Annotated in this window: 23 protein-coding genes and 3 pseudogenes; 15 read left to right on the forward strand and 11 right to left on the reverse strand. The window is 46.5% G+C overall.

The window, feature by feature from the left end; translation table 11 throughout:
* The first annotated feature begins 3 nt into the window (after positions 1–3).
* The 7 genes from L2097_RS25365 to L2097_RS25395 all read left to right on the forward strand — a co-directional run bounded on the left by L2097_RS25365 (position 4) and on the right by L2097_RS25395 (position 6,203).
* Positions 4–363 carry an acyl-CoA dehydrogenase gene (locus L2097_RS25365; RefSeq protein ID WP_250353908.1) on the forward strand — a complete coding sequence of 120 codons (360 nt, stop codon included), beginning with the start codon at positions 4–6 and terminating at the stop codon, positions 361–363.
* Positions 364–397: 34 nt separating this feature from the next.
* Entirely contained in the window at positions 398–733 is a 336-nt protein-coding gene (locus L2097_RS25370; RefSeq protein WP_250353909.1) for a hypothetical protein, read from the forward strand.
* A gap of 457 nt (positions 734–1,190) precedes the next feature.
* Entirely contained in the window at positions 1,191–1,361 is a 171-nt protein-coding gene (locus L2097_RS25375) for a hypothetical protein (RefSeq protein WP_250353910.1), read from the forward strand.
* Positions 1,362–1,418: 57 nt separating this feature from the next.
* Positions 1,419–2,942, forward strand: a complete 1,524-nt coding sequence (locus L2097_RS25380; RefSeq protein ID WP_250353911.1) for a type 2 lanthipeptide synthetase LanM — start codon at positions 1,419–1,421, stop codon at positions 2,940–2,942.
* Positions 2,920–3,777, forward strand: a complete 858-nt coding sequence (locus tag L2097_RS25385) for a hypothetical protein (RefSeq protein WP_250353912.1) — start codon at positions 2,920–2,922, stop codon at positions 3,775–3,777. The genes L2097_RS25380 and L2097_RS25385 overlap by 23 nt, the downstream gene beginning before the upstream one ends.
* On the forward strand, positions 3,770–5,557 hold the full coding sequence (locus L2097_RS25390) for an ABC transporter ATP-binding protein (RefSeq protein ID WP_250353913.1): 1,788 nt from the start codon (positions 3,770–3,772) through the stop codon (positions 5,555–5,557). Before L2097_RS25385 ends, L2097_RS25390 begins: the two co-directional genes overlap by 8 nt.
* On the forward strand, positions 5,541–6,203 hold the full coding sequence (locus L2097_RS25395) for a DsbA family protein (protein WP_250353914.1): 663 nt from the start codon (positions 5,541–5,543) through the stop codon (positions 6,201–6,203). Before L2097_RS25390 ends, L2097_RS25395 begins: the two co-directional genes overlap by 17 nt.
* Before the next feature lie 43 nt (positions 6,204–6,246).
* Here L2097_RS25395 and L2097_RS25400 read toward each other — a convergent pair.
* The 3 genes and pseudogenes from L2097_RS25400 to L2097_RS25410 form a co-directional block, all read right to left on the reverse strand.
* Positions 6,247–6,402: pseudogene (locus L2097_RS25400) on the reverse strand (IS3 family transposase); the annotation flags it as partial.
* Between the two features lie 9 nt (positions 6,403–6,411).
* A pseudogene (locus tag L2097_RS25405) lies at positions 6,412–6,738 on the reverse strand (integrase core domain-containing protein); the annotation flags it as partial.
* Positions 6,739–7,050: 312 nt separating this feature from the next.
* On the reverse strand, positions 7,051–8,163 hold the full coding sequence (locus L2097_RS25410) for a DUF3800 domain-containing protein (RefSeq protein ID WP_250353915.1): 1,113 nt from the start codon (positions 8,161–8,163) through the stop codon (positions 7,051–7,053).
* Between the two features lie 215 nt (positions 8,164–8,378).
* On the opposite strand from L2097_RS25410, the gene L2097_RS25415 reads away from it, so the two are divergent.
* Positions 8,379–9,131, forward strand: a complete 753-nt coding sequence (locus L2097_RS25415) for a hypothetical protein (protein ID WP_250353916.1) — start codon at positions 8,379–8,381, stop codon at positions 9,129–9,131.
* 197 nt (positions 9,132–9,328) lie between these two features.
* On the opposite strand, the gene L2097_RS25420 is transcribed toward L2097_RS25415, so the two are convergent.
* The 3 genes from L2097_RS25420 to L2097_RS25430 all read right to left on the reverse strand — a co-directional run bounded on the left by L2097_RS25420 (position 9,329) and on the right by L2097_RS25430 (position 13,847).
* The gene (locus tag L2097_RS25420) at positions 9,329–10,744 is read right to left on the reverse strand and encodes a UvrD-helicase domain-containing protein (protein WP_250353917.1); all 1,416 of its coding nucleotides are present in this window, start codon (positions 10,742–10,744) and stop codon (positions 9,329–9,331) included.
* A complete protein-coding gene (locus tag L2097_RS25425; protein WP_250353918.1) occupies positions 10,741–12,468 on the reverse strand; it encodes an ATP-dependent nuclease in 1,728 nt (575 codons plus the stop codon). Before L2097_RS25425 ends, L2097_RS25420 begins: the two co-directional genes overlap by 4 nt.
* 398 nt (positions 12,469–12,866) lie before the next feature.
* On the reverse strand, positions 12,867–13,847 hold the full coding sequence (locus L2097_RS25430; RefSeq protein ID WP_250353919.1) for a quinone oxidoreductase family protein: 981 nt from the start codon (positions 13,845–13,847) through the stop codon (positions 12,867–12,869).
* A 107-nt stretch (positions 13,848–13,954) separates the two neighbouring features.
* Between L2097_RS25430 and L2097_RS25435 the strand changes: the two genes are divergently transcribed.
* Together L2097_RS25435 and L2097_RS25440 are read left to right on the forward strand one after the other, a co-directional pair.
* Entirely contained in the window at positions 13,955–14,821 is an 867-nt protein-coding gene (locus tag L2097_RS25435) for a LysR family transcriptional regulator (RefSeq protein WP_250353920.1), read from the forward strand.
* 238 nt (positions 14,822–15,059) lie between these two features.
* Positions 15,060–15,449, forward strand: a complete 390-nt coding sequence (locus L2097_RS25440) for a hypothetical protein (RefSeq protein ID WP_250353921.1) — start codon at positions 15,060–15,062, stop codon at positions 15,447–15,449.
* Positions 15,450–15,710: 261 nt separating this feature from the next.
* Here L2097_RS25440 and L2097_RS25445 read toward each other — a convergent pair whose 3' ends face one another.
* From L2097_RS25445 to L2097_RS25455, 4 genes and pseudogenes are all read right to left on the reverse strand, one after another.
* The gene (locus L2097_RS25445) at positions 15,711–16,082 is read right to left on the reverse strand and encodes a hypothetical protein (protein ID WP_250353922.1); all 372 of its coding nucleotides are present in this window, start codon (positions 16,080–16,082) and stop codon (positions 15,711–15,713) included.
* An 8-nt stretch (positions 16,083–16,090) separates the two neighbouring features.
* Complete coding sequence (locus tag L2097_RS25825) at positions 16,091–16,348, reverse strand: DUF1883 domain-containing protein (RefSeq protein WP_350029017.1); 258 nt, start codon at positions 16,346–16,348, stop codon at positions 16,091–16,093.
* Between the two features lie 279 nt (positions 16,349–16,627).
* A pseudogene (locus L2097_RS25450) lies at positions 16,628–16,792 on the reverse strand (IS110 family transposase); the annotation flags it as partial.
* A gap of 101 nt (positions 16,793–16,893) precedes the next feature.
* Positions 16,894–18,171 carry a tyrosine-type recombinase/integrase gene (locus L2097_RS25455; RefSeq protein ID WP_250353923.1) on the reverse strand — a complete coding sequence of 426 codons (1,278 nt, stop codon included), beginning with the start codon at positions 18,169–18,171 and terminating at the stop codon, positions 16,894–16,896.
* A 217-nt stretch (positions 18,172–18,388) separates the two neighbouring features.
* Between L2097_RS25455 and mutS the strand changes: the two genes are divergently transcribed.
* A complete protein-coding gene (gene mutS, locus L2097_RS25460) occupies positions 18,389–20,950 on the forward strand; it encodes a DNA mismatch repair protein MutS (RefSeq protein WP_047369089.1) in 2,562 nt (853 codons plus the stop codon).
* 136 nt (positions 20,951–21,086) lie between these two features.
* Positions 21,087–21,515, forward strand: a complete 429-nt coding sequence (locus L2097_RS25465) for an OsmC family protein (protein WP_047369088.1) — start codon at positions 21,087–21,089, stop codon at positions 21,513–21,515.
* 58 nt (positions 21,516–21,573) lie between these two features.
* On the opposite strand, the gene L2097_RS25470 is transcribed toward L2097_RS25465, so the two are convergent.
* Entirely contained in the window at positions 21,574–21,978 is a 405-nt protein-coding gene (locus L2097_RS25470; RefSeq protein WP_047369087.1) for a MarR family winged helix-turn-helix transcriptional regulator, read from the reverse strand.
* Positions 21,979–22,149: 171 nt separating this feature from the next.
* On the opposite strand from L2097_RS25470, the gene L2097_RS25475 reads away from it, so the two are divergent.
* Genes L2097_RS25475 through L2097_RS25485 form a run of 3 tightly spaced genes read left to right on the forward strand, consistent with a single transcriptional unit; the run spans position 22,150 to position 24,416 of the window.
* On the forward strand, positions 22,150–22,752 hold the full coding sequence (locus tag L2097_RS25475; RefSeq protein WP_250353924.1) for a non-oxidative hydroxyarylic acid decarboxylases subunit B: 603 nt from the start codon (positions 22,150–22,152) through the stop codon (positions 22,750–22,752).
* A complete protein-coding gene (locus L2097_RS25480) occupies positions 22,742–24,169 on the forward strand; it encodes a non-oxidative hydroxyarylic acid decarboxylases subunit C (RefSeq protein WP_229222737.1) in 1,428 nt (475 codons plus the stop codon). Before L2097_RS25475 ends, L2097_RS25480 begins: the two co-directional genes overlap by 11 nt.
* 10 nt (positions 24,170–24,179) lie before the next feature.
* Positions 24,180–24,416, forward strand: a complete 237-nt coding sequence (locus tag L2097_RS25485) for a non-oxidative hydroxyarylic acid decarboxylases subunit D (RefSeq protein WP_039077678.1) — start codon at positions 24,180–24,182, stop codon at positions 24,414–24,416.
* Position 24,417: the final 1 nt, after the last annotated feature.

Below are 24,417 nucleotides of genomic sequence, written 5' to 3' on the forward strand. Positions count from 1 at the left end.
GCGATGAAGAAAACAGTTATTGCATTAATACTGGCAGCCATTGCCCTCCCGACAATCGCAGCCCAATACGCTAAGCCGGGTGCGGTTTTAACGCTAAAGGCAGGGAACGGTAATGCGGAGTTCAGCATCAACGCATCAACCAGAGATGGAGAAGGGCTCTGCAACATGGAAGGCACAGCACAACAAATAACTGCTGGTGAGAATCAGAAACGTCGTTGGATCTGGAACGACAGTTCCAGCCAGTGTGTTGCTGTGCTCAGTGAAATGAATAATGGAAAAACCAGCGTAATGACTCGTGGTTGCGAAGGATACTGCGGGGCTTCGGCAGCAGGCGCAATGGATGGTCTATACAATAAAAAATAACAAGATAACCACTCTGAATTGAGGGGAACAATGAATGAAAATAAACATATCTCTGGTGCTGATTGCAGCGGGTTTAATAGTGGGCTGCGGCGATAAGACACCAAAATGCAATAGCGATGACGCTAAGAATCTGGTCGTTGATATAGCACGGAAAACGATAGAGAAAGGAATGACGCTGGATAAGGATGTACGTATTTCTGTCGAGAACGTCAGGACGGTAAGTCATGAGTCGGGTCTTGATGTTTACCAGTGCGCGGCTGATTTAGCATTTGCAAAACCCGGCAGACAAGATTCATTGCCAATAACTTACCGGATACAGAAAACTGACGATGGTAAAGGGCAGTTTTATATTAATGTATGGGGTTTATAGTTTTTTTGCTAGCGTGTTTTTCTTTCAGGAGGAACACAGGTGTTAAATTGTAAAAAAAACATTACTCCATCTCCGGAAAAATATTTCATGGAAAGCTGAAATGAATTTATTTAACAAAATAATATATTGAGCAAGTCAAAATCAGTGATGTCTTGACACACGCTATTAAGTGACAAGATTATGAATTGACCGCTCATAAATTAATCAAATTATAATAGTTTACTGATTTTATTATTATACTTTAATTGACGCATGTTTACATTTTCTTACAATACTACATGCGTATGAAAATAATACATTTTATGGCTTGGCTTGCCTTCGTTGTAGAACGCAATTAAATAATGATATGTGAAAATTTCCTGAGTTCAGATATTAATAAATGGTGCGCACAAGAGCACTTCGCGAAAAACAGTAGCTTTAGATCATTCTTCTATTAATAATCTAAGTGAGGTTTTCAATGGAACGTATCGTAGAGGTAGCACCGGATAAGATTTCAGAAATTCGTGGGTATATGGCTAACAGTGGCGTGGACTGCGCCAGTGGAACCTGTGACTGTGGCGGTTGGATCAGCTCTGAGGATTTTCTCTCTAAAGAGCTTGAAGAAGTTTCTGCAGACTTCTTCAGCTAATCACTGATACATTAAGTGGCACTCTATAGTGCCACTTTTCGTTTGAGGGATACTCAGATGAAATACCAGCTTATCGAACCTTATAGGGCATATTTATATTTTACTCACTTAGACAATTCACAAAAAAAAATTAGTAAATTACTTTACGATTACAACCTTTTTAACATCGATTATAGTGCTGTATTGACGCATATTGCTGAAACACTTGATCAGATTTATCTACCCGATTTCGTCATCGCCTTTGATGCATGGCTTAGTAACCAACCCCCTTCATCAACAGATCGGTATACCAACTACTTCAAAAATAGTGACGGGAAGTGGCGTCCGGAGATATTAAAACAGAATGCCTTCCTTGAAAGTTTGGCTGTTCATATTTGCGATACAACATTTGCCAACTTAACTTTATTCCTTCAGCGATTGACAACAGATTTCCGACAACTACAAGATATTTTTAATCTTCCACCATCATCATCAGCAACAGCGATTGAAATTCTCGGAGGTGACCGCCATGAGAATGGGCAACAACCCGTGCTTTTGATTATGGGACAGAGGCGTATTATATATAAACCCAGAGATTCTTCTGTAGAATCAGTACTAAACGCCGTTTGTGATATCGTCGGGTTAGAAGCTGTGTGCCCTGACACACTAAGCTGCAGGACACACTTATGGCAGGAATATGTGGATAATAGGCCACTATCATCGTTTGATAAAGCGGCAGATACTTACCGCCGTTACGGGGAGATTCTGGCCCTAGCCGATATGCTGAATATCAACGACTGTCACTTTGACAATTTTATCGTGGATGAGAATAGGGTGTACTTCATAGATGCTGAAACCAGTTTTCAGTATTTTTTTGATGACAATCCGGATTTTGAACGATCAGTTTACCAGAGTGGATTACTCCAAAGCCCGGAAGTCGCGATGAATGGTATTGGTCACACATCAGCCTTAACGGCAGTGACAAATATCTTCCAGTCTTACACACATCCACATGCGCTAAATGATGCCAGCGAACGCATTCAAGTTCGCTATGAGCATGGTTTTAAGAGGAAAACACAAAATTATCCTCATTTTAACGGTAAGCCGGTTCAATCTGAAAATTATATTCCGGACGTTATTTCTGGCTATGAGGATGCCTACTCAAAACTTGTGGCCAACAAAGACGCAGTTATAACTTGTCTTAGTAAACATGGTGAAATCAGGCCACGTTACTTAATCAGAACTACAGCCTATTATATGCTGGTCATAAATAAAATTATTCATCCTAGTGTAAGTCGTTCGATTGAATCAACATTTCAGCCTCTTGTTGATGAATTCTTGCATTATCAGGGCGCACATCACCGTTTCGCGGCACTTATCCCTTATGAAGCCCAAAGTCTCAAAAATTATGATATACCAATCTTTTACATACGCTGTGATTCCACTTCTTTATTCAGTTCTGATGGCGAAATAATTATTAATTTCTTTACTAAGCCTCCGATCGAACAAATAAAATCCAACTTCTTTCGCCCGACCACTTACCTGAATAGACAACGTGAACTGATCGCTAGGAGTATGCATGTCCATCTCACCGCGAGGTAATCGCCGCATCACTTTTCTGGGGCAGAACAGTCATGGTTCAGACGAATCGTGGCAAACAAGAAGAACATATATAAACGGGCTAGCTTCGGATATACCAGTGGCCGTTGTAGTAGAGTGCCCAACCGTTGATCTTGTTTTGTATGCTCTGAAACGGAAATCTTTTGACGAAACGGCAATGACGAAATTTCTCAGCTCATCAACGTATTGGTGGATGAGGTCTGTCGAATTCAGGAACCTACTTCTCTGCCTGCCCTCGAATATAGATATATTCGGCATCGATATACCCTATTCGATTTCCCGGAACATAAATTGCATGTTTTTACCTAATACAATCGAGTCCTCTGTCAGGCAGGTCTTAACTAATTTATTACAGTATGACAAGATTGCTGAGGAGGTTCTTTCTTCTGTTACGGCTGAACAGCGGGAGATAATGATGACAGATAAACTGTCCATTATCCTCGAAGCAAATTATCAAGAAGTGGTCGTTATCTGCCATAACTTTCACGCAACGAAATATTCGTGGTTATCCTATCGCTCACTCTGTCAGAGGATAATTGAAAAGCACGCTTATAATATATCCGTCAATTCCTGTGGAATTTTCTCCAAGGATATGATCTTCATTGCCACCCCAGATGGAAGAAAACTTGAATCGTTTCGCATAAGTGATGCATGTGTTCGATGTGGTGAGCAGTACCAAGTAAAAATGGTTTCATCTTACTACCGCAGTGAGGAGTCGGACGCCCTTTCGATGAGTGTCTGGGTTCCATTACATTTTGACGAAGTGATCGTATACCCTTCAGGTCACCCTATCACCATGGAGAGTAATCATGGGTAAGATTATCGGTAAACTACAGCTTATCCGTTACTCGGTTTCGCTATTGCTACGTTCCTCACCAAAACTGTCTTTTATTTTTTTGCTGTTAATCACACTACAGGGGGTTATGCCAACTCTGAGTGTGATGACCAGCATACATCTTGGAAACATAATCGGCAGTGCTGACCATACAGGTCTAACAACGATTGCAATACTATGGGCTCTAACATTCGTAGTCCCCGGAATCCTGGCACCAATTATCAGTACGCTGCAGAGTATCCTGAACTCAAAAGCGACATTCCTGACCCAAAAAAAAATAATGGAGGCAGCGTGTCGAATTGATGACCTGATGCTGATTGAATCCCCAGGCCTACATGACGATCTGGAAATATTGTCACGAGAAGCTGCACACCGCCCCCTTAACCTACTTGTTAATCTGATCGATATTTTCAGGGGCACCCTGACACTGCTCAGTCTATCTATGGTTCTGGCATCGGTTGTATGGTGGTTACCCCTTGCATTTCTGCTTCCGCTTATCCCGGTGACATTTGCGGTAGCTTATTCGCAGATCGATATCTTTAAAGCAATGCTCGGGAAGGGGATGCCCGCTAGAAGGATTAAATATTTTCTCTCTGTTTTGTTGGATGTAAAACTCGCGAAAGAAATTAGGTTGTTCGACTTGTCTGGTTTTTTCTTAGATAAACACCAACAGTCGTTTAACGAGCTTGAAGATGAACTCAACCTTGTTCGAAAGAAACAACTGATGCGACCCCAGCCATGGAATATCCTTTATCTGTTGTGTTCCCTCGGCGTTATGTTTTGGTTTGTGGATTACCTTTCCACAGGGAAGATATCGGTGGGAGGGCTATTAGGGACGATCCAATCCATTTCGTTCTTTGGGCTATCCTGTCAATGGATGGTGTACTCATTTGCCAACGTGGGTGTTTGTTTTGGATTCTTTGCGCGGCTTAAGGCGTTGGAAACTATTGCTAATGCAACGCAGGACATCCCAGTTGAAGAAAATTCCGGCCAGTTGCAAGAGATCCGATTTGAAGACGTATCATTTACCTATGATGGTGAAAATTACGTTTTGAAGAATATAAACCTGACCCTTCGAACTGGAGACCACTTGGCTATAGTAGGAGAAAACGGTGCGGGTAAAAGTACATTGATAAAACTTCTCTGCCGACTTTATCTTCCTACTTCCGGTCGTATAACCTGTAACGGTATAGATATAGCGAGGATAGATATTAAGCAATGGCGACGTCAATTAAGCGCCATTTTCCAAGATTTTGGTCATTATAATATGACCATAAAAGAGAACGTAACTTTTACAAATATGGCCACTTCTGAAACAGAAAGGGATTTTTTAAAGGCCTGCGAAATAGCTCAGTTTGATTTGGGTAATGGCATCGGACCAGAGACGTTAATCGGTAAAGAATATGGTGGTACGGAACTTTCGGGCGGGCAATGGCAACGTCTTGCTTTGGCCAGAGCACTCTATGCACCGGGCAACCTGGTCATCCTTGATGAGCCGACAAGCGCCATGGATCCTCGTGTTGAGGCTGAAATATTTCGCCAATTTTCTACCCTTGTCCAGGGCAGAACTGCTGTCATGGTCACCCATCGCCTTGGCGTTGTGAAGCACGCTAATTACCTTATTGTCCTTAAGCAGGGTGAGATTGTCGAGTGTGGTACCCCAGTCAAGTTAGAACAGGCACAAGGGGAGTATTATTCACTGCTGAAATTACAACGAGAACAATATCAATATGGAGAGAGTAAAAATGATGAAGTTGCTTGATAAACTACAATTTGCTGAAGGAGTTAAAGGTTTCATAGTTCTGATATGCCTGCTTTGGGTAATACCGTGTGAAGCGAAGGAATATGTGTCGGGTAAAGATTACTTTGAACTACCTAATACTGTTTCAGGAGTATCTGACGTGGTGGAGTACTTTTCATTCAACTGTCCACATTGTTATTATTTTGAAATGAAGTCGGATATCAATAATTCTATTGTTGCATCATTTCCTTCAGGTACGAGCTTCGAACGCTATCATTCATCCCATATTGCCCCGTTTGGCTCTGAATTAACCCGAGCCTGGGCGGTGGCAAATTTTCTGCACAAGCAGTCAGAAATGACACCTATCATATTTAACGCTATGCAAAAGTCAAACGTGGTACACGACAAAAAAAGTCTTCAAGCTCTATTTATAAATCAAGGGATGAAAACGAATGAATTGACATCCATCTGGGACTCAACTGAGATTACAGCAGCAGTAAATCGGCAGGATACTCTAGCCAGCAGTTTAGGATTGAGGTTCGTTCCAGCTTTTTTCGTTCGGGGTAAATATCTGGTTAATAATATGGCCCTTGATACAACAACAGATGAAAGTTTTGAGAAAGACTATGCCGGGATTATCCGTTACTTGCTAAATAAAAATCAATAATGTGTTATATTTGAACGAACCGGATACAGAAAACTAGCGATGGAATACGTTGTAGCTTTTTCCTAAGCTCACGTATTTTAATTTGTTCCGGGGTAATGGGGGAAGCTTGTGATGTTTTTCCCTATTGCTTATCACGCAACGGCTTCCCCCGTCGCGTCATTGTGGAAAGGCCGCAATTCATAGCGCTGGCTGTGTAAGCACACCCGTTTTAGTTCCACGCACTTTTTGAGATTTCCGGTTTTTCAGCCATCAGCCGGTACTCTTCCGGCGTCAGGTTATTCAGGGATTTATGAGGCCGCTCACTGTCATATTCCGTCAGCCAGCACTCTGTTATTTCCCGTGCTTCATTCAGTGTCCTGAACAGGTAAAAATCCAGTATTTCTGTCCGGTAGGTCCGGTTAAAACGTTCGATAAAGGCATTCTGTGTTGGCTTGCCTGGTTTAAAAAATTCCAGTACCACACCATGCTCTTCTGCCCATTGCGCCAGCGTCAGCGAGATGAGTTCCGGGACGTTGTCCATCCGCAGTTTCAGCGGACACCTCTCTTTAAGCCATCTTAAATGACTCCGAGGTGTCTGTTAAACCCGTGGCGATTCAGTGATTCGTGATGATTATATGCTTCTTATCAAGTATTTAGATTTACACCATTAAGAAATATCATACTCCATTACACCCATCTAAAAAATAATTTTTTTGATGTGTCCTGACCTGCTCCCTGTTAACAAATATACGGCTATGTACGTAAAATATCCACGAGCCCTGAAAACTACAAAAGTCCGTACCTCACTCGCAGCGGACCTTGTGACCTTGATTTCTGTCCGCTCCGTGCCAATAGCAGACTTTAACCCTTACAATTTTACATTATGTAAAAACCAGTTGTTTCTTCTTTGCTCTCCCTCGCTGATAACTACATTAAAAAATCCACTGCTAACATCATCAGAAATATCAATAATGTGTTTTAACGCAGAAAGCGTCTTTAATTGCTTGCTAGTTAAGCCTGCCTTATCAAGCACTAATTGCTCGTCATTTACATCTTTTAAGTAAGAAAAATACTTACCCAAAAAGCCTGCAATAACATCAGATAGTTGAACAGCCTCTGAGTGGTGAGATTTAACGAATTCATGATTCTGTATTCGCATGCCATTTTCAGTTAACGGGAAATTTTCAACTTCATCCTGTATGCTTTTTTCTTCATCAAATATGTGAATAGAATTTTTAAAAAGATACAAGTTTCTTAAATAAAATACCATAAAGTTATCGATCAGCTCTCGACCATGAAATCCCGATATGAACGGTAGATCTTCAATTTTGATAGATTCTTTAACCAAGTTTTCGAGTACATTCGCTCTAAAATCCGACAGCATACTACTGTGCATGCATGTAAAATCGATAAGCCATAGGCAAAACTCATGAGCTTTTTCTGCAGGAATATCTGGGTAGTTAAATTCGTGGAGAGCATTTAAGAAAACATCAGAATTGCTATTGACAAGCTCATAAAAATCGCTCTTTAGTGACATGTGATTCATGATATAAAAAGGATTTTGTAGCTCACCAATAATAGAATCAATAATATCAATAACAGACCAGTATGTGATATTAAGATTAAAGTAATGAATGTAGAATTTATTTTCAATGAGCCAATTTATAATAATTAAAAGTTTATCAGACTTAAGCATATCCAAAAAACCACCCTTAGCAATATGTCTGAGCTTTAGCTCATGGGCGTTTTTTTGAAGATTAAGCATTTGAAATAAAGTTAAATAATCACTGCCAGTGTTTAACCCTTTGTGTAGTATTCCTGAAAGGATGAAATTATCCGCTTTTTTAACATTAAAGCCAGAATCTTTTAAATATAGTTTTCGGATGTTATTAGTTTCATCATAATAAAATGTATAAACTTCATCAGTATTTCGAAGGCCATTATGCTGGATAAGAATATTTCTAAGCTCATTGACTTCCATTTTATTCTCCTTATGTAATTTGAATTGCAACTATTTCTGTAGTCACTTTTGTTGGAGCAGTCCACTAAAGTGCCAACTTACGCTCCTCGCTCATAACGGACATCATACTCCAGTGGCTGTCCGTTCTATGCCAGATACATACATTTGACTCTAGAAAAGTTATTCAATAATATCAACTAATCATGTAGTTAACCTTAAGCTAAATTTAGTTTGTTATGAATATTAAAAGTATCAATCCATTCGGTGTTCCACATGACATATGGAAAACCCGCGAACCTACTAATGAAGAAAGTTTGGAAATGATAAAGCAAGGTATATGGAAACCTTGTGTGAGTATCAACATACAGATTGATAAAACCATTTGCCATCCAATGGATGCGGCAGAGTTTCTAGCTGCAAACCAACATGAATCAAGGCTTGATAGGTTTGTTGCAAAATTTCTTGATACAAGTGATGAGTACTCGAAATGGTTAAGCCTAATGCCATCCTTTGTGCCTATTGAATTGCTAGATTATCAAGATTCATACCCGCCAAATGACTTTAATATTATTGATCAAGCAGTCAAAACATATGGGATATTACTCCCAGATGGACAATTCTTATTTCACGGCGGGCTATGGCCGAGTGATAAGCATGGTAATCCCTCCTCCACGTTTGTTACTGATAGAGTTCTGTCTACATCATTTTGCCCAAAGGTTGCTCTAAATAATGGAGAATGGAGGGGAAAAGCTTGGGATGCTAACAGGCTGGATCTCATTGTTATAAAAACTAATGCAACTAAAACAAAGGCATTTGTCTATGATAAAGAATTAGCCGGGCATGGTCATGAGTTGGAGGTTTTGTTCGCAAAAGGGGCTACATTAAAATTTATTTCTGAAAGTAAAGCATTCAAAAACAGAGTCGCTAACAAATATCAATGCGCCCCTAAAAATATCAACACATATGTTATATATGCAGAACTTTGCTGAAAAATTAAAAACTTATTAAAAAGATGATGTCCATATCTCGGCACCAGGCGCAGGATAGTCAACGTGCCTCCATGTTATATTAAGTCCGCTTTTCGCTCACAGCGGACATCGATCTTCGCGCCGGTCCGCTCAGTGCCAAGAGCAGGCCTTATAAACACTAAGGTACGATCGTCTAGGGGGCAGTCTATGGTGGGCTATTAGGGTGTGAACTCATCACGACCTGAGAAGATCGTAACAGATTTAGCTCCCCTTGAGAGCGCAACATACAAATCAGTTGCCCCCATATTTCCCGCATCTAGTATCACCGCGTGGTCGCATTCCAGACCTTTCAGAAGAAGAGTTGAGCCTATTGAACGGTGCGATACGCGTCCTTCACCTTGGTATCTACGTTGTTCACGAATAACTGATGCAGACTCTCTAATGCTTTTGTCAGGTGAACTGATGGACAGATTTATCGCATCTTTTAGAACGTGCAGAGCTCCGGCCCTGAATACGCGTGTCTCTTCCTTCTCTTCGAGCAAAAGGAGTGTCGTTCGAATATTTTGTCGGGTTGGGGCCAGAGCAAGTGCTATCAAAGCATTCTCAAGCGAAGAAGGGGCTGTTCTGTTTCGTCCAGCCTGAATAGAACTAATTCTTCGTAAGGTTGTACTAACGCCAACGTTTGTCATCAGCTCAGCTGCTGCCTGTAAAAGCCTTGGCATCACGTTGGCAGCATTAGCATCGTCAAGGGATGCAGCCATTTTTATCACGTCACTCAGATCTACTGGTTCAACAACATCAATGCCATTGATTCGTTGTGCAAATTGATGCCTGGATGACGCTCTTCGTGAATCACCTATAACTAAAACCGAGTCGTTGGGAAACTGTCGCAGCAGCGAGTAATATTCGCGCTGCTGGCGCTGGATATTGTCATTATGATTTCGTAAAAGAGGCCGAAAACGTACATAGTCAGGACAGGACCTTAAGTCGATACGCTCCCGGAGAAGTAATCGATGTCTTTGCTCAAGGAGCCACTGGCCCAAATCTGGCGTTTGTGCATTGTTCCAACGCCAGGGCGTTTGTAAGGTTGCCAGAGTAGGGAAAAAAGTTTCCACGGTTTGGTTCCAGTTGGGCATAGGGCCGCTAAAGTTGAAAATACACTGCATCGGGTCACCAAAGACTACCGTTGGTAGCAAACGTGAAAGCGCACAAGTCAGTTCATGTTGCTCGCTATTGCAGTCCTGGTATTCATCGACCAGCAAACGCGAATAAGTAGCTGTGATGATTTCGCTAATATTACCGTTAACAACCAGATCCCGTACGGCACGGCGAAGAGAAGGGTAAAAAACGGTTGGATTTTCAGGACCCACACCGAGCGGGCACAATCCCGGGAAGCAGCCAGCTATTTTCAGAGCCCATCCATCGATTGTTGTCACAACATAGTTCCGCGGAGGAATTGCAAAACGGCTCAGTCGCTTTTTGAGTGCCGTTACACCTGCGGTTGTGTGCGTCAGCACGAGATACGGCTTACTTTGCGCAAAACCAAGTGCTTCAGTAATCAGGTGGGTTTTGCCACATCCCGCTGGCGCTACAATCAGGCCTTTACTGGCGTTTAAAATGGCATCCACACTCATCGTGGGTCACCGTTTTCTGCTGCCCACGCCAGCATATCTCTTATAATTGCTTTGAATGGTCGTGAAAACTGATTGATGACCGGACCCACGATATTCTCCGCTAGATCCTCAGCCTTCCCGATCGTTTTAAACCAGCCATATTTGCCAGCAGCGTGAGCCACTGGCGTTCTCATTTCTTCTGTCGGTTCACCTGTGCATGTGTCAAAGTTATAAGCCCCTTGGGAGCAGTTATGAATGTGCTGATCCACTTGTTGTTGGCTGTTCAGATCCGCAGCAAGAAGAACGATGTCACGGATAGTCTCAGCAGGACACCAAGCTAGCAGGGCACCCTCTGTTGAAAAACCATTACCCCATTCAAAAATGGTAACGCCGCTTGCCCGGCAATGTTCTGTCTGTTGCCTGTGTGCAGGTGTCGTGATATCTGAATCTTTTAATAAGGCAGTACGATATCCCAGTTGTGCAAAAACCTCGGCGCGTTTGAAATAATTGTCCCCGCCGCCGCCATCTGTAGCAAAGGCCCCCTGATCCTGAAAGCCTGTTCTTCCCCTGCGTTGTCTGGACAAGTCCAGCCCTCTGATAAAACCAACCTCAGTTCCACCTTCGCCCACAATTACGGCTTTGCTGAAAAAGGCTTCAGCGCAGGCCCTTAAGGTAGCTTGTTCCTTATCGTCCCCACTTAGTGTCAGGAAATTGTGTGAAGGCTCTGGGGGCGGTTGTTCTAGTTTCCGCAACACACAGAGCTGGGTTGCCTTGAGTTCCCTGAGAACATATGGGGAATGGGTGGTGATGAATACCTGCGAAGTAGGCTCATCATCACGAGAACCCAGTTGATTCAAGAGTCGGCTGATCCTGTAAGGCTCTAGTCCGTACTCTGCTTCATCAACCAGTATGATCCCCGGCCCCCCGACAGCTTTTTGTAACCCGCTCACCAGCAATCGGGTTGATCCTGTACCAAGCATTCTCAGTGGCGTGTTATCACTGTTATGCAGGCTGATCGCACTGTTAGACAGGGAGACGCCATTCACGTCCAGCAGCGCTTTAAGTTCTCCAACCTGAACGCCTAACTCATTTGCAATGGTTCTGACCTCGGTAAGAATGTTATCCAACTGCGGTAGTTGCCGGGCAGCAAAGTTGTGTCGTGTCTGTCGGGACAGTTCGGCCAACGTTGAACTGATATCAAAATCTTCTGCAGATAATTTATTCAGCACTGAGCGGTTGCCCCATGCCAGATGATGATGCGAGGTTGCCCCAAGGCGAGTAGGGCTTAACTGCTCCCGGTGCTTCCACAGTAACCTTTTCTCTACCCCTTCCACTGTTGCTCGTTCTGAAAATAAGCACCAGTCTGGTTCGAGATCTGCACCAACGACCATTCTCAGTGTGAGTACGGTTTCATCTCCTGCCAGAGGTTCATCATGGATTTCCTTTGTTTCGCTATTGAAACCACGAAGATAACGCCCATAGTTCTCAAGGTTCCGAAGCCCGTCATCAAGCTGTCCGAGAGTTACACTGATGCAGACTGGAGTAGCGGAATTCATGAGATAAAAATCCGCATCACTGAATGTGAACGATCTTCGCGCTCCGAGTACTAGGTCAATAGCATCAATAAAGGTCGATTTCCCTGAATCTCCAGGCCCTATCAGACAATTCAGCCCTGAACCTGGAAACCATTCTGCCTGCCGTATTGAGCGAAAATTCTGAATGCTGATGTGGCGGATAACAGCCATGTTTCCTTCCTAATCCACGAATGTTGTATTTGCGCCGTAATAGCAGGAATTATGACATACCCTTTCTTATTTAATTGTGATATTGCGGGTATACACGCTGACTCAGCTGAGAGGAAACACTTCAATCAAACAAAGGTCCGCTGTTCGCTCACAGCAGACATGATGGTCACGAAGCCTGTCCGCTTTGTGCCAGAAGCGGATATTGTATGAACGTTAGTAATTTAGCAGGCTCATCCCCTTTATCTAATTTCTTGGATATCTCCTTAGCAGTACCTGAAAGGGACGACAAGGGTTGAATGATTGTCCTTAAGGGACATAAATCCAGCCTGGTCGTCACGTCACTGATACGGCATTCCTTTAAAGATGCCTGCGTCGCTCGTTTCATTCACGTCAGAGTCTCAATACTGAACCGTGAGAATGACACTTCCTGTTGTATGACCCGCCTCCAGAACCCGGTGTGCTTCTGCTGCGTCGGTAAGGGTAAATTCAGCGCCAATGTGATTTTCAAGTCCTGCCGACAGTGCTGACATAAGGTCGGCCGCTCCCTTTCTGTAAAGCGCAGCATCATCTGCATAGGCGAGTGAACTGGGTCGCATCAGTGCTATAGATCGGGCAAATCCCAGTTCTTCCACCCGCACAGGAGGTATAGGGCCGGCAGGCTGGCCAAGACTGGCGACGGTGCCAAAAGGGCGGACCACGCTGAACGTTCTGGAGAGCATTGTTCCTCCGATACCGTCGATGGCCAGATGCACGCCATACCCTTCCGTGATATCGCGGACTTTCTCCGGCCATGCGGCGTCTGTATGGAGCAAAACTTCACTCGCGCCAGCAAGGCGGGCCGTTGCCACTTTTTCCGGTGAGCCCGTTGTACCAATAACCCTGACCCCCTTCATCGTTGCCCAGCGAGTCACTATCTGCCCCAGCCCCCCGGCAGCAGAATGAACCAGTATCCAGTCGCCAGCCCTGACTTCCCTTACTTTGTTGAGCAACATATGTGCGGTAAGGCCCCGAAGCATCGTACTACCGGCTGTACGTGTGTCCACACCATCCGGAATCCTGATGAGGCGGCTGGCAGGTATATTGCGGGATTCAGCATAAGCGCCCATCGGATTTCCCGTATAGGCAACTCGGTCACCTGCAGCAAAGGCGCTGACGTTACTGCCCGTTGCTGTGACTACGCCGGCCCCTTCAAAACCAGGCACCGCCTGGGGATATGGCTGGGGGTAGAGTCCTGAGCGAAAATAGATGTCAACGAAATTCACGCCGATTATTTCGTGTCTGATACGAACTTCATCGGGACCGGGACTGACTGACTCTCTTTCCACCGCTTTAAGAACCTCAGGGCCACCCGGCTGGCTGATAATCATTGCTAACGACATTATTTTTTCCTCACTTATGAAGTGAGAAAACTATAAATGAGTTTATTGCAGGAAGAATACAGGTATAAAAGCACCATACATGTGTAAAAATGCACAAGAGGTGAGATATGGACTGGCAGGATTTACATTTTTTTTTCGCCCTTGCCCGGTGTGGTTCCCTGTCTGCCGCGGCCAGGGAGCTTGGCGTGGACCACGCCACGGTGAGCCGCCGGATTACAGCCCTTGAAAGTTCGCTGGGCCTCAGGCTCACAGAGCGCCTGCCACGCCGTACCATGCTTACCGGGCATGGGCGGATTATCGCCTCCAGCGCTGACGAAATGTACCGCATTGCAGACCGTATTCGAATCCAGGCGAGGTCATTGTGTGCCGAACCAGCCATGCCTATAAATATCAGCGCGTCACCTGCCGTTGCAGCACACCTCATTGCGCCTGCTATAGCAGGCTTCACCCGGAAACATCCGGGTATCACGTTGTCATTATCCGGCGTTTCGCATCATGTTCTTCTGAATAAAAGTGAGGCTGACGTTGCGGTTCGCCTTGAAAGGCCTGACGATCCAGACCTGATGACAAGGCGTATAGGTACTATGCGCTTTGGTCTTTATGCTTCTCGGTTCTGGCAAGAAATTCCTCAGGAAGACTGGGTTTTTATTGCTTATGACAGCACGCTTGCACATGTCACGCAGCAGCAATGGCTTGAATCACTGCTGAACGGGCGGCGTGTTATCTTTCGGGCAAGCGATCTGATGGCGCAGCAACAGGCTGCCCGGAAAGGATTGGGCATCGTTACTTTACCCTGCTTTATGGGTGATAATGACAGCGAACTGGTAAGGCTGCAGGAAAATCTGCCTTCGCCCGTGAGGAACATCTGGCTGGTTGCCTACCCTGAAATTAAGCGTAATCACTCTGCTGTCGTGGTGATGGATTTCCTTGCTGAAATCATTGGCCGGTCCTGCCCGCCTGACAAGAATATCTGAGTTTTTTCTTGTTAATTTCTCATGTTATATGACTGACAGGGCTTCTCGTTAATTAATATCGGTACGATTTGAGTTTTATCTCCGCCAGGTATGATTCAAACTCACCTGTTCGCTTTTCACTCTTAGCGGGCATTATCTGATGCAACGTCTACTTTGTGCCAAGAGCAGACGTCGATAAGCTCGTAATGCATTATGGTAGGATGCTCTCTATTCACGATAATGTCCCGAGGAGTCTTATATGACTAAGAAATTAAAACATATCAAAAATGATGGTTTCTGTTTTAAAAACAGATTTCTGGTGAATTTTAGATATTCATCAGGTGCTCTACAGATCACATTATCCTCAACTCAAGAAAACAAAATAGATGAAATTGACATAGTGTTTGATTGGGTACATTCTTTTCGTGTCACAGATGAAGGTGATTTATTAAAGCTACAAGATGAACTCAACGGCCAAATGCTAACAGGGATTTATTTGGTTGAAGGATCAGAATATTTGATTTGGTTTAATAATCAAAGTGCCAATATCCATGATAATGATGAGATAGTACATTACTTAATCGTTACAAGTGATGATGTTATTGATGTTTTATCATCTGTAAAACCATTAATAACTTACTGTGAATAAATATGCCAGCCTGCACCAGAATTTTTTTAATCACCGGCTCAAGTAGTAATGCCGGTGATGTCGGTCTCAAAGTCAGCTCCTCGCTCACAGCAGACCTTCGCAACGGTCCGTTAAGTGCCAAAAGCCGACACTACCAACAACTTGATATGTTAATCAATAGAGTGTAAGTCATTTATTAAAATTGGTGAGCAGCTCAATATTAAAACTTCTATGTTTTAGTCCTTACAATGGTCATCAAAATAACAATCATCATTACTGAATTTATGGGTTTGCCTGTTCTCCTTCTGGAGGGGGTAATCTTTTTCGTATAATAGTTATACATGCTGAAACAGAACTTTCTGTTCTTTTCCATAAAACCAATAATATAAATCCAATAACAAATCCAACGATAACTATTAGTACGTAGACGATCATGACAACCGTGGATTTTATTTCTGTAACAAGTAATGAGCAAAAAATTGCTGATGCGAAAGATAACAAAGCGATTGCGATAGTAAGATAAATAGAATCCGGTGAACCTCGCTCTATAGTCAGCAATTCGTCTTCAGATATCTCATATATAGTTAACGTATCAAGTTTTGCACGGCGAATGGCAACAGTAAATCCATTCCCTTTCTCTGATGTCTGCGTCATAATTATGCCTATAGAACCCTAACCGATGCATTAACTGTCCCAGAGTACCCCCCTAAGTCGATAACCAAATTCCAGCGTCCTGAACGTGGAGCAGTTAGCCTTGCGGGGGACTTAGTTGCATGTCCACCATAGTACTGATGCTGCAAGCCTTTTTTATATTTTGTAAAATTGAGGTCATCCATCAGACGTACATTTGCTTGTTTATCTAATGTAACCTCAACAACATTACCGCTCGTTAAGTTAAGGTTGTAATGCAAAAAATTCATTTAAAGTGACTCGCTCTAATAACCTACTAAATACCGGGAAAATAAATTATGCTGTTTACTATTTAAGTAGTAAACAGCTCACTTATGGATTCTTAATCAAGTAGACAAAACAAACAGTTGGCAGTGGATGTCAACACCAGCCTATATATAATAGCTGGCTGATTTAATTAAATCATTCTGCATTCCGTTGATTAACACACGGTGATGTTTGAAATGCGTCCTCGGGGCCAGAACAATTCCGAACTTCCGCTTCACGCCCTGAGACATTCGACAAGCTTTTTATGACTTCAGCAAGGGCGAGTTTCGCGCTTCCAGAGCCAGCAAATACTTTGCTTCGTCGTAACAGATTCTTTTCTTCCAGCAGCTATAAATTATCCGGATCCATTTGAACGCCAGTGCCCGGAGCGCAGACTGGTGAGATTTACCCTTCTCTCTGAGGCTCTGTGGACTGACCCCACGATCGTAGACAGTTCCTGTCCTCACAACGGGGTCAGTCCAAAGATGGCATGTGAGGTGTCTGTTAAACCCGTAGCGATTCAAACCATTTAAAAACTATCTATATAATCTGCCCAAACTTGCAACCACTTCTTACACTCATCATCATACTTATAAAGGTTATAAATTCCTTCCACACCACCTTTTGTATGCCCCAGAATCGCCTCTGCCACTTCGTTAGGACATTGCAGCCGTGACAGTCCAGTACGCACTGTCCGCCGTAAATCATGTGGCGTCCAGCTCGGTATATCTAACATCTGGCCGGATTCACGTAAGCGCCAGGCATTCTCTGTCAGATACTTTTGCTGGATTGGTCGTCTTGTTCGTGTAGACGGAAATAGGTAGGTATCCGAGTTGAGGCGGAGCACTTTAAGAAAGTCTACGGCCTGAGTGGATAACTGGACATAACGCTCAACACCCGTTTTAGTCTCACGCAGGTGTATCGTACCCTTCTCCAGATCAACATCCTTCCACGCCATGTTACAGACCTCTCCGGTGCGGCAACCTGTCCACAAGGTTAGACGAAGCACGTTTTTGATTGTTGGGGAAAAAGCAGAGCCTGACAGCCACTGGAGAAACTTTTTAAGCTCAGCTTCACTCAGCACACGCGTACCACGATTATTGGTAAGCTTGATTCGAGTCTGACGGAGGCTGGACTTTGCCAACAGCGCGGGATTAGCAAAGCTGGCATCAAAACGCCCCAAACCAATAGCGAACTCGTAGGCCAATGAGAGCTCCCTTAGAACGTTACCGGCTTGCACTTTTGCGCCTCTGGCAACAATGCCATTGATAAGCGTAATCACTTCATTGCGTGTGATTTCTGCTGCATTACGATCACCCAACTTATCTACCGCATCGGCATACAGTGTTCTGCGCACTTCATCCTGGCCTTTCTTCTTCCGGGCTCCCGGAATGATTTTGCCATCCTTAGTTTTGCGGTCCTCAACGCGCTCAGTCAGGTAGAGCTCAACTAATCCCTGCACAGTTAATTCAGGTACTTTGGCCTGTTCAGCCTCGATTGCACGAAGTTGTTTTTCCTGCTTGAGTTCTGATGCAGGACACCGACCTTCCTGACGGAGGAGCTTTAATTCGTTGAGTTTAAGGCGTGCAACGGCGAGAGAAGTCTGCGGGAAGTTGCCAATTTTTACCTGAGCAAGTTTTCCAGTCACAGGGCTCGTGTAACGGTAGAAAAAAGACTTAACCCCAGTTGCACCGCAGGAGACGCGTAAACCACGATTTTCGCCAATATCAGCTTTATCTTTGTCACCTGGCTTCATCATTTCTACCGCTTTAAACGAAAGTGGCTTTCCCTCTTGTTTTCCTGCCATAAAGACTCCGTTATCATGCTTCCTACGCATTTATGAAACGAAATGTAGGTTGTGCTGTATGTAGCCATATTTTACCAGGCTATAGGTTGGCAAGCTACACTTTAACCTACATTTAAATGTAGGATTTCATGAGATCCAATGAGACAAAGTGAAACTCAATGAGAACAACAAACACCACTAACTCATTAAAATTTAAGAAAATGGACATCATAAACTGATGAGTACACTAGAGAATTTCGACGCCCACACCCCAATGATGCAGCAGTATCTGAAACTGAAAGCGCAGCATCCGGATATCCTGCTCTTCTATCGCATGGGCGACTTTTACGAGCTGTTTTATGATGATGCAAAACGCGCATCTCAACTCATGGACATCTCGTTGACGAAACGCGGAGCCTCCGCAGGTGAACCCATCCCGATGGCCGGGGTGCCGCATCATGCGGTAGAAAACTACCTGGCGAAACTGGTCAGCCTGGGTGAATCGGTAGCGATTTGCGAGCAAATCGGCGATCCGGCCACCAGCAAAGGGCCGGTCGAGCGCAAAGTGGTGCGCATTGTCACCCCCGGCACCATCAGCGACGAGGCATTATTACAGGAACGTCAGGACAACTTGCTGGCGGCCATCTGGCAGGACAGTAAAGGATTTGGCTACGCCACGCTGGATATTAGCTCCGGACGTTTTCGCGTCAGTGAACCCGCAGATCGTGAAACCATGGCGGCAGAACTGCAACGCACTAACCCGGCTGAATTACTCTATGCCGAAGACTTCGCGGAAACATCCCTGATTGAAGGCCGTCGCGGCCTGCGTCGTCGCCCGCTGTGGGAATTTGAAATCGACACCGCGCGTCAGCAGCTTAATCTGCAATTTGGTACCCGAGATCTGGTTGGCTTTGGCGTAGAAAACGCCCCGCGCGGCCTCTGTGCTGCGGGTTGCCTGCTGCAGTATGTCAAAGATACCCAGCGCACCGCCCTGCCCCACATTCGTTCCATCACTATGGAGCGCCAGCAGGACAGCATCATTATGGATGCCGCAACGCGCCGTAATCTGGAAATTACCCAGAACCTGGCAGGCGGTATCGAAAACACCCTGGCATCCGTGCTCGACTGTACGGTTACGCCGATGGGGAGCCGTATGCTCAAACGCTGGCTGCATATGCCGGTACGCGACACCAAAACATTGCTCGAACGTCAGCAAACCATTGGCGCATTGCAGGAAAACACCGCGCAATTGCAGCCCGTCCTGCGTCAGGTTGGCGATCTGGAGCGTATCCTTGCTCGTCTGGCGCTGCGTACCGCCAGACCACGCGACCTGGCGCGGATGCGCCATGCTTTCCAGCAACTACCGGAACTCCGAGCCCAACTGGCGCACGTGAAGAGCGAGCCGGTACAGAACCTGCGGGAAAAAATGGGCGAGTTCACTGAGCTACGTGAACTGCTGGAGCGTGCAATCATTGACGCGCCGCCGGTGCTGGTGCGCGATGGCGGCGTTATCGCCCCGGGGTACAATGCAGAGTTGGATGAGTGGCGAGCGCTGGCAGACGGCGCGACAGACTACCTCGACAGGCTGGAAATTCGCGAGCGCGAAAAGCTGGGGCTCGACACCCTCAAGGTCGGCTATAACGCCGTACATGGCTATTATATTCAGATTAGCCGCGGACAGAGCCATCTTGCCCCCATTCACTATGTTCGCCGTCAGACGCTGAAAAATGCCGAGCGCTACATTATTCCTGAACTGAAAGAGTATGAAGACAAGGTTCTGACCTCAAAAGGCAAAGCGCTGGCGCTGGAAAAACAGCTCTATGACGAACTGTTCGACATGCTCCTGCCACACCTTGGCGATTTACAGCAGAGCGCCACGGCGCTGGCAGAGCTGGACGTGCTGGTCAACCTGGCGGAGCGTGCGGACACGCTAAACTACTGCTGCCCGACCTTCAGCGATAAACCGGGTATCCGTATCGTTGAAGGCCGTCACCCGGTGGTCGAGCAGGTGCTGAAAGAGCCGTTTATTGCGAACCCGCTTAATCTGTCTCCACAGCGCAGAATGCTGATCATTACCGGCCCGAACATGGGCGGTAAAAGTACCTATATGCGCCAGACCGCTCTGATTGCGCTGTTGGCCTATATCGGCAGCTATGTTCCGGCTCAGAAGGTGGAAATTGGTCCTATTGACCGCATCTTTACCCGTGTGGGTGCCGCAGATGATCTGGCAAGCGGGCGTTCCACCTTTATGGTGGAGATGACCGAGACGGCCAACATTCTGCATAACGCTACGGAAAACAGCCTGGTGCTGATGGATGAAATTGGGCGCGGCACCTCTACCTATGACGGGCTGTCGTTGGCATGGGCCTGTGCGGAAAATCTGGCGAATAAAATCAAAGCGTTGACCTTGTTCGCCACCCACTATTTCGAACTGACGCAGTTGCCGGAAAAAATGGAAGGTGTGGCGAATGTCCATCTTGACGCGCTGGAACATGGCGACACCATCGCCTTTATGCACAGCGTGCAGGATGGCGCGGCGAGCAAAAGCTATGGTCTGGCAGTCGCCGCCCTGGCGGGTGTTCCGAAAGAGGTGATCAAGCGTGCGCGTGGAAAATTACGTGAGCTGGAAAGCCTGTCGCCGGGTGCGGGCGCCACGCAGATTGATGGTACGCAGATGTCGCTGTTAGCCGTACCGGAAGAGACCAGCCCGGCAATGGAAGCGCTGGAAAATCTGGACCCGGATTCCCTTACGCCACGTCAGGCACTCGAGTGGATTTACCGCCTGAAAAGTCTCGTCTAATACTCCCGGCCCGCAGTTCCCTGCGGGCCATTGTTTATCGAATAAATTCCCCGATTGCCAGGCAAGCCCGATATCGGCTTCTATACTTTTTATCTGACTCGACTTATTTCTTTCAATAATGAAAAGGAACCATGTTATGGCAATTCACAAGAAAGGGCAGGCTCACTGGGAAGGTGATCTGAAACGTGGGAAAGGGACGGTTTCAACCGAGAGCGGTGCGCTTAAGCAACTTCCTTATGGCTTTAACACCCGTTTCGAAGGCGTTCAGGGGACTAACCCGGAAGAGCTGATCGGTGCAGCACATGCAGCCTGTTTCTCAATGGCGCTCTCGATGATATTGGGGGAAGTGGGCTACACGGCTGACAGTATCGACACCACGGCAACTGTCACGCTGGACCAGGTTGACGGCGGATTCGCGATTACCAAAATCGCCCTGAAAAGTGCGGTCAAAGTTCCGGGTGCCGACCCCGCTAAATTTGATGAAGCCATTCAGAAAGCCAAAGCCGGTTGTCCGGTATCCAAAGTATTGAATGCGGAAATCTCGCTGGAATACACACTGAATTAATACGCCGTATCAGGCAGGAAACAAACCGCCCGGCTTGTTTCCTGCTCTTCCCCACTACTCAGCGCATCATCCGACGAATAAGTTGCGTGAATTGTTCGCGCTCTTCCTCGCTTAATTTGCCAAGAAACTCGGCATCCACGCCATTACCCACCGGGATGCTCGCTTGCAGCACGGCTTCACCTTCCTCGGTCAAAAATAAGAAACGGCGTCGTTTATCGTCAGGATCGTGTTCCCGGCGTACCAGACCACGCGTCTCCATACGGCTGAGCATTTCTGCGAGAGTCGCTTTCGTGCTGACCGCCACCTCCGTCAGGGCTACCTGTTCAATGCCGGGGTTTTCGGCAATAGAACGCATCACCGCATATTGTGGTTTGGTCAGTTCCGGCAGTACCTGCTGCCAGCGCGCCGTATGCTGCTGGAAAAGCTGACGTAGCAGGTGAAAGGCCTCTTTTCTTAACTCCATGAATGCTCCATTACGGGTTTCTCCTCCCTATGATAGCCATTAACTTGCCGAATTTTAACGCGGCATTTTTTAACAAAAAATGCGCATGCATACGAACAATCTTGTCTGTGCCGATTCCCGGGAGTAGGTTATTTTTAAATGTTCGCATACGAACAATGATTGAGGTGGGGAATGAAACTGATAATCGGGATGACGGGGGCAACCGGCGCCCCTCTGGGCGTGGCGTTATTGCAGGCGCTGCATGAGATGCCAGAGGTTGAAACTCACCTGGTGATGTCGAAGTGGGCGAAAACCACCATCGAACTGGAAACCCCCTGGACTGCCCGCGACGTTGCGGCACTGGCAGATGTCACGCATAACCCGGCCGATCAGGCTGCCACCATCTCCTCAGGCTCGTTTCGTACCGACGGCATGATAGTTATTCCCTGCAGCATGAAAACACTGGCAGGTATTCGTGCGGGCTATGCCGAAGGGCTGGTCGGACGCGCCGCCGATGTCGTGCTCAAAGAGGGCCGCAAGCTGGTCCTCGTCCCGCGCGAAATGCCGCTTAGCACCATTCATTTAGAAAATATGTTAGCGCTTTCCCGCATGGGGGTAGCGATGGTTCCCCCCATGCCCGCTTATTACAACCATCCGCAGACCGTTGATGACATTACCTGGCATATCGTGACCCGCGTGCTCGACCAGTTTGGTCTGGAGCACAGCAAAGCACGCCGCTGGGAAGGCCTGCGGGCGGCACAGCATTTTTCACAGGAGAAAGAATATGGCTTTTGATGATTTACGAAGCTTCCTGCAGGCCCTTGATGACGAAGGGCAACTGCTGAAAATCAGTGAAGAGGTTAACGCCGAGCCGGATATCGCGGCGGCGGCTAATGCAACCGGGCGTATTGGCGACGGTGCGCCTGCGCTGTGGTTCGATAATATTCGCGGTTTTACCGATGCGCGCGTGGCCATGAACACCATTGGTTCCTGGCAGAATCACGCCATTTCCATGGGTTTGCCGTCGAACACCCCGGTTAAAAAGCAGATTGAAGAATTTATTCGCCGCTGGGATACCTTCCCTGTCGCACCGGAACGCCGCGCAAATCCGATGTGGGCGGAAAACACCGTTGATGGTGACGAGATTAACCTGTTCGACATCCTGCCGTTGTTTCGCCTGAACGATGGCGATGGCGGTTTCTATCTGGATAAAGCCTGCGTCGTCTCCCGCGATCCGGTCGATCCTGACCATTTTGGTAAGCAAAACGTTGGCATCTACCGCATGGAAGTGAAAGGTAAACGCAAACTAGGTTTGCAGCCGGTACCGATGCACGACATCGCGCTTCATCTGCATAAAGCGGAAGAACGCGGCGAAGACTTGCCGGTTGCCATTACGCTGGGTAACGATCCAATCATCACCCTCATGGGCGCCACGCCGCTGAAATACGATCAGTCAGAATACGAAATGGCCGGCGCGCTGCGCGAAAGTCCTTACCCCATCGCCACTGCGCCACTCACCGGTTTTGATGTGCCATGGGGCTCGGAAGTGATCCTCGAAGGGGTCATCGAAGGGCGTAAACGCGAAATCGAAGGGCCGTTCGGCGAATTTACTGGTCACTATTCCGGTGGGCGCAATATGACGGTCGTGCGTATTGATAAGGTCTCTTATCGCACAAAACCGATTTTTGAATCGCTATACCTGGGCATGCCATGGACCGAAATCGACTACCTGATTGGCCCGGCAACCTGTGTCCCCCTTTATCAACAGTTAAAAGCTGAGTTTCCGGAAGTACAGGCGGTGAACGCCATGTACACCCATGGTCTGCTGGCAATTATCTCAACCAAAAAACGCTACGGCGGTTTTGCCCGCGCGGTGGGGCTGCGTGCAATGACCACGCCACACGGCCTGGGTTACGTAAAAATGGTGATTATGGTCGATGAAGACGTTGACCCGTTCAACCTGCCACAGGTGATGTGGGCGCTGTCATCAAAAGTGAACCCGGCAGGCGATCTTGTACAGTTGCCGAATATGTCGGTGCTGGAGCTGGATCCTGGCTCAAGTCCGGCAGGCATTACCGACAAACTGATTATCGACGCGACGACACCGGTCGCACCGGACAGGCGCGGTCACTACAGCCAGCCGGTACAGGATTTACCTGAAACCAAAGAGTGGGTTGAAAAACTGACCGCGATGCTGGCCGCACGTAAATAAGGAGGGGAGAATGATTTGTCCACGTTGTGCCGATGAACATATTGAGGTGATGGCAACCTCACCGGTGAAAGGTATCTGGACTGTTTATCAGTGCCAGCATTGTCTGTATACCTGGCGCGATACCGAACCACTACGCCGCACCAGCCGCGAACACTATCCGGAGGCGTTTCGTATGACGCAAAAAGATATAGATGACGCGCCGCAGGTGCCAACAATCCCACCGTTACTGGCGGCAGATAAGCGTTAAG

The sequence above is a fragment of the Citrobacter sp. MNAZ 1397 genome (assembly GCF_023613995.1).
In the GTDB taxonomy this organism is placed as follows: Bacteria; Pseudomonadota; Gammaproteobacteria; order Enterobacterales; family Enterobacteriaceae; genus Phytobacter; species Phytobacter ursingii.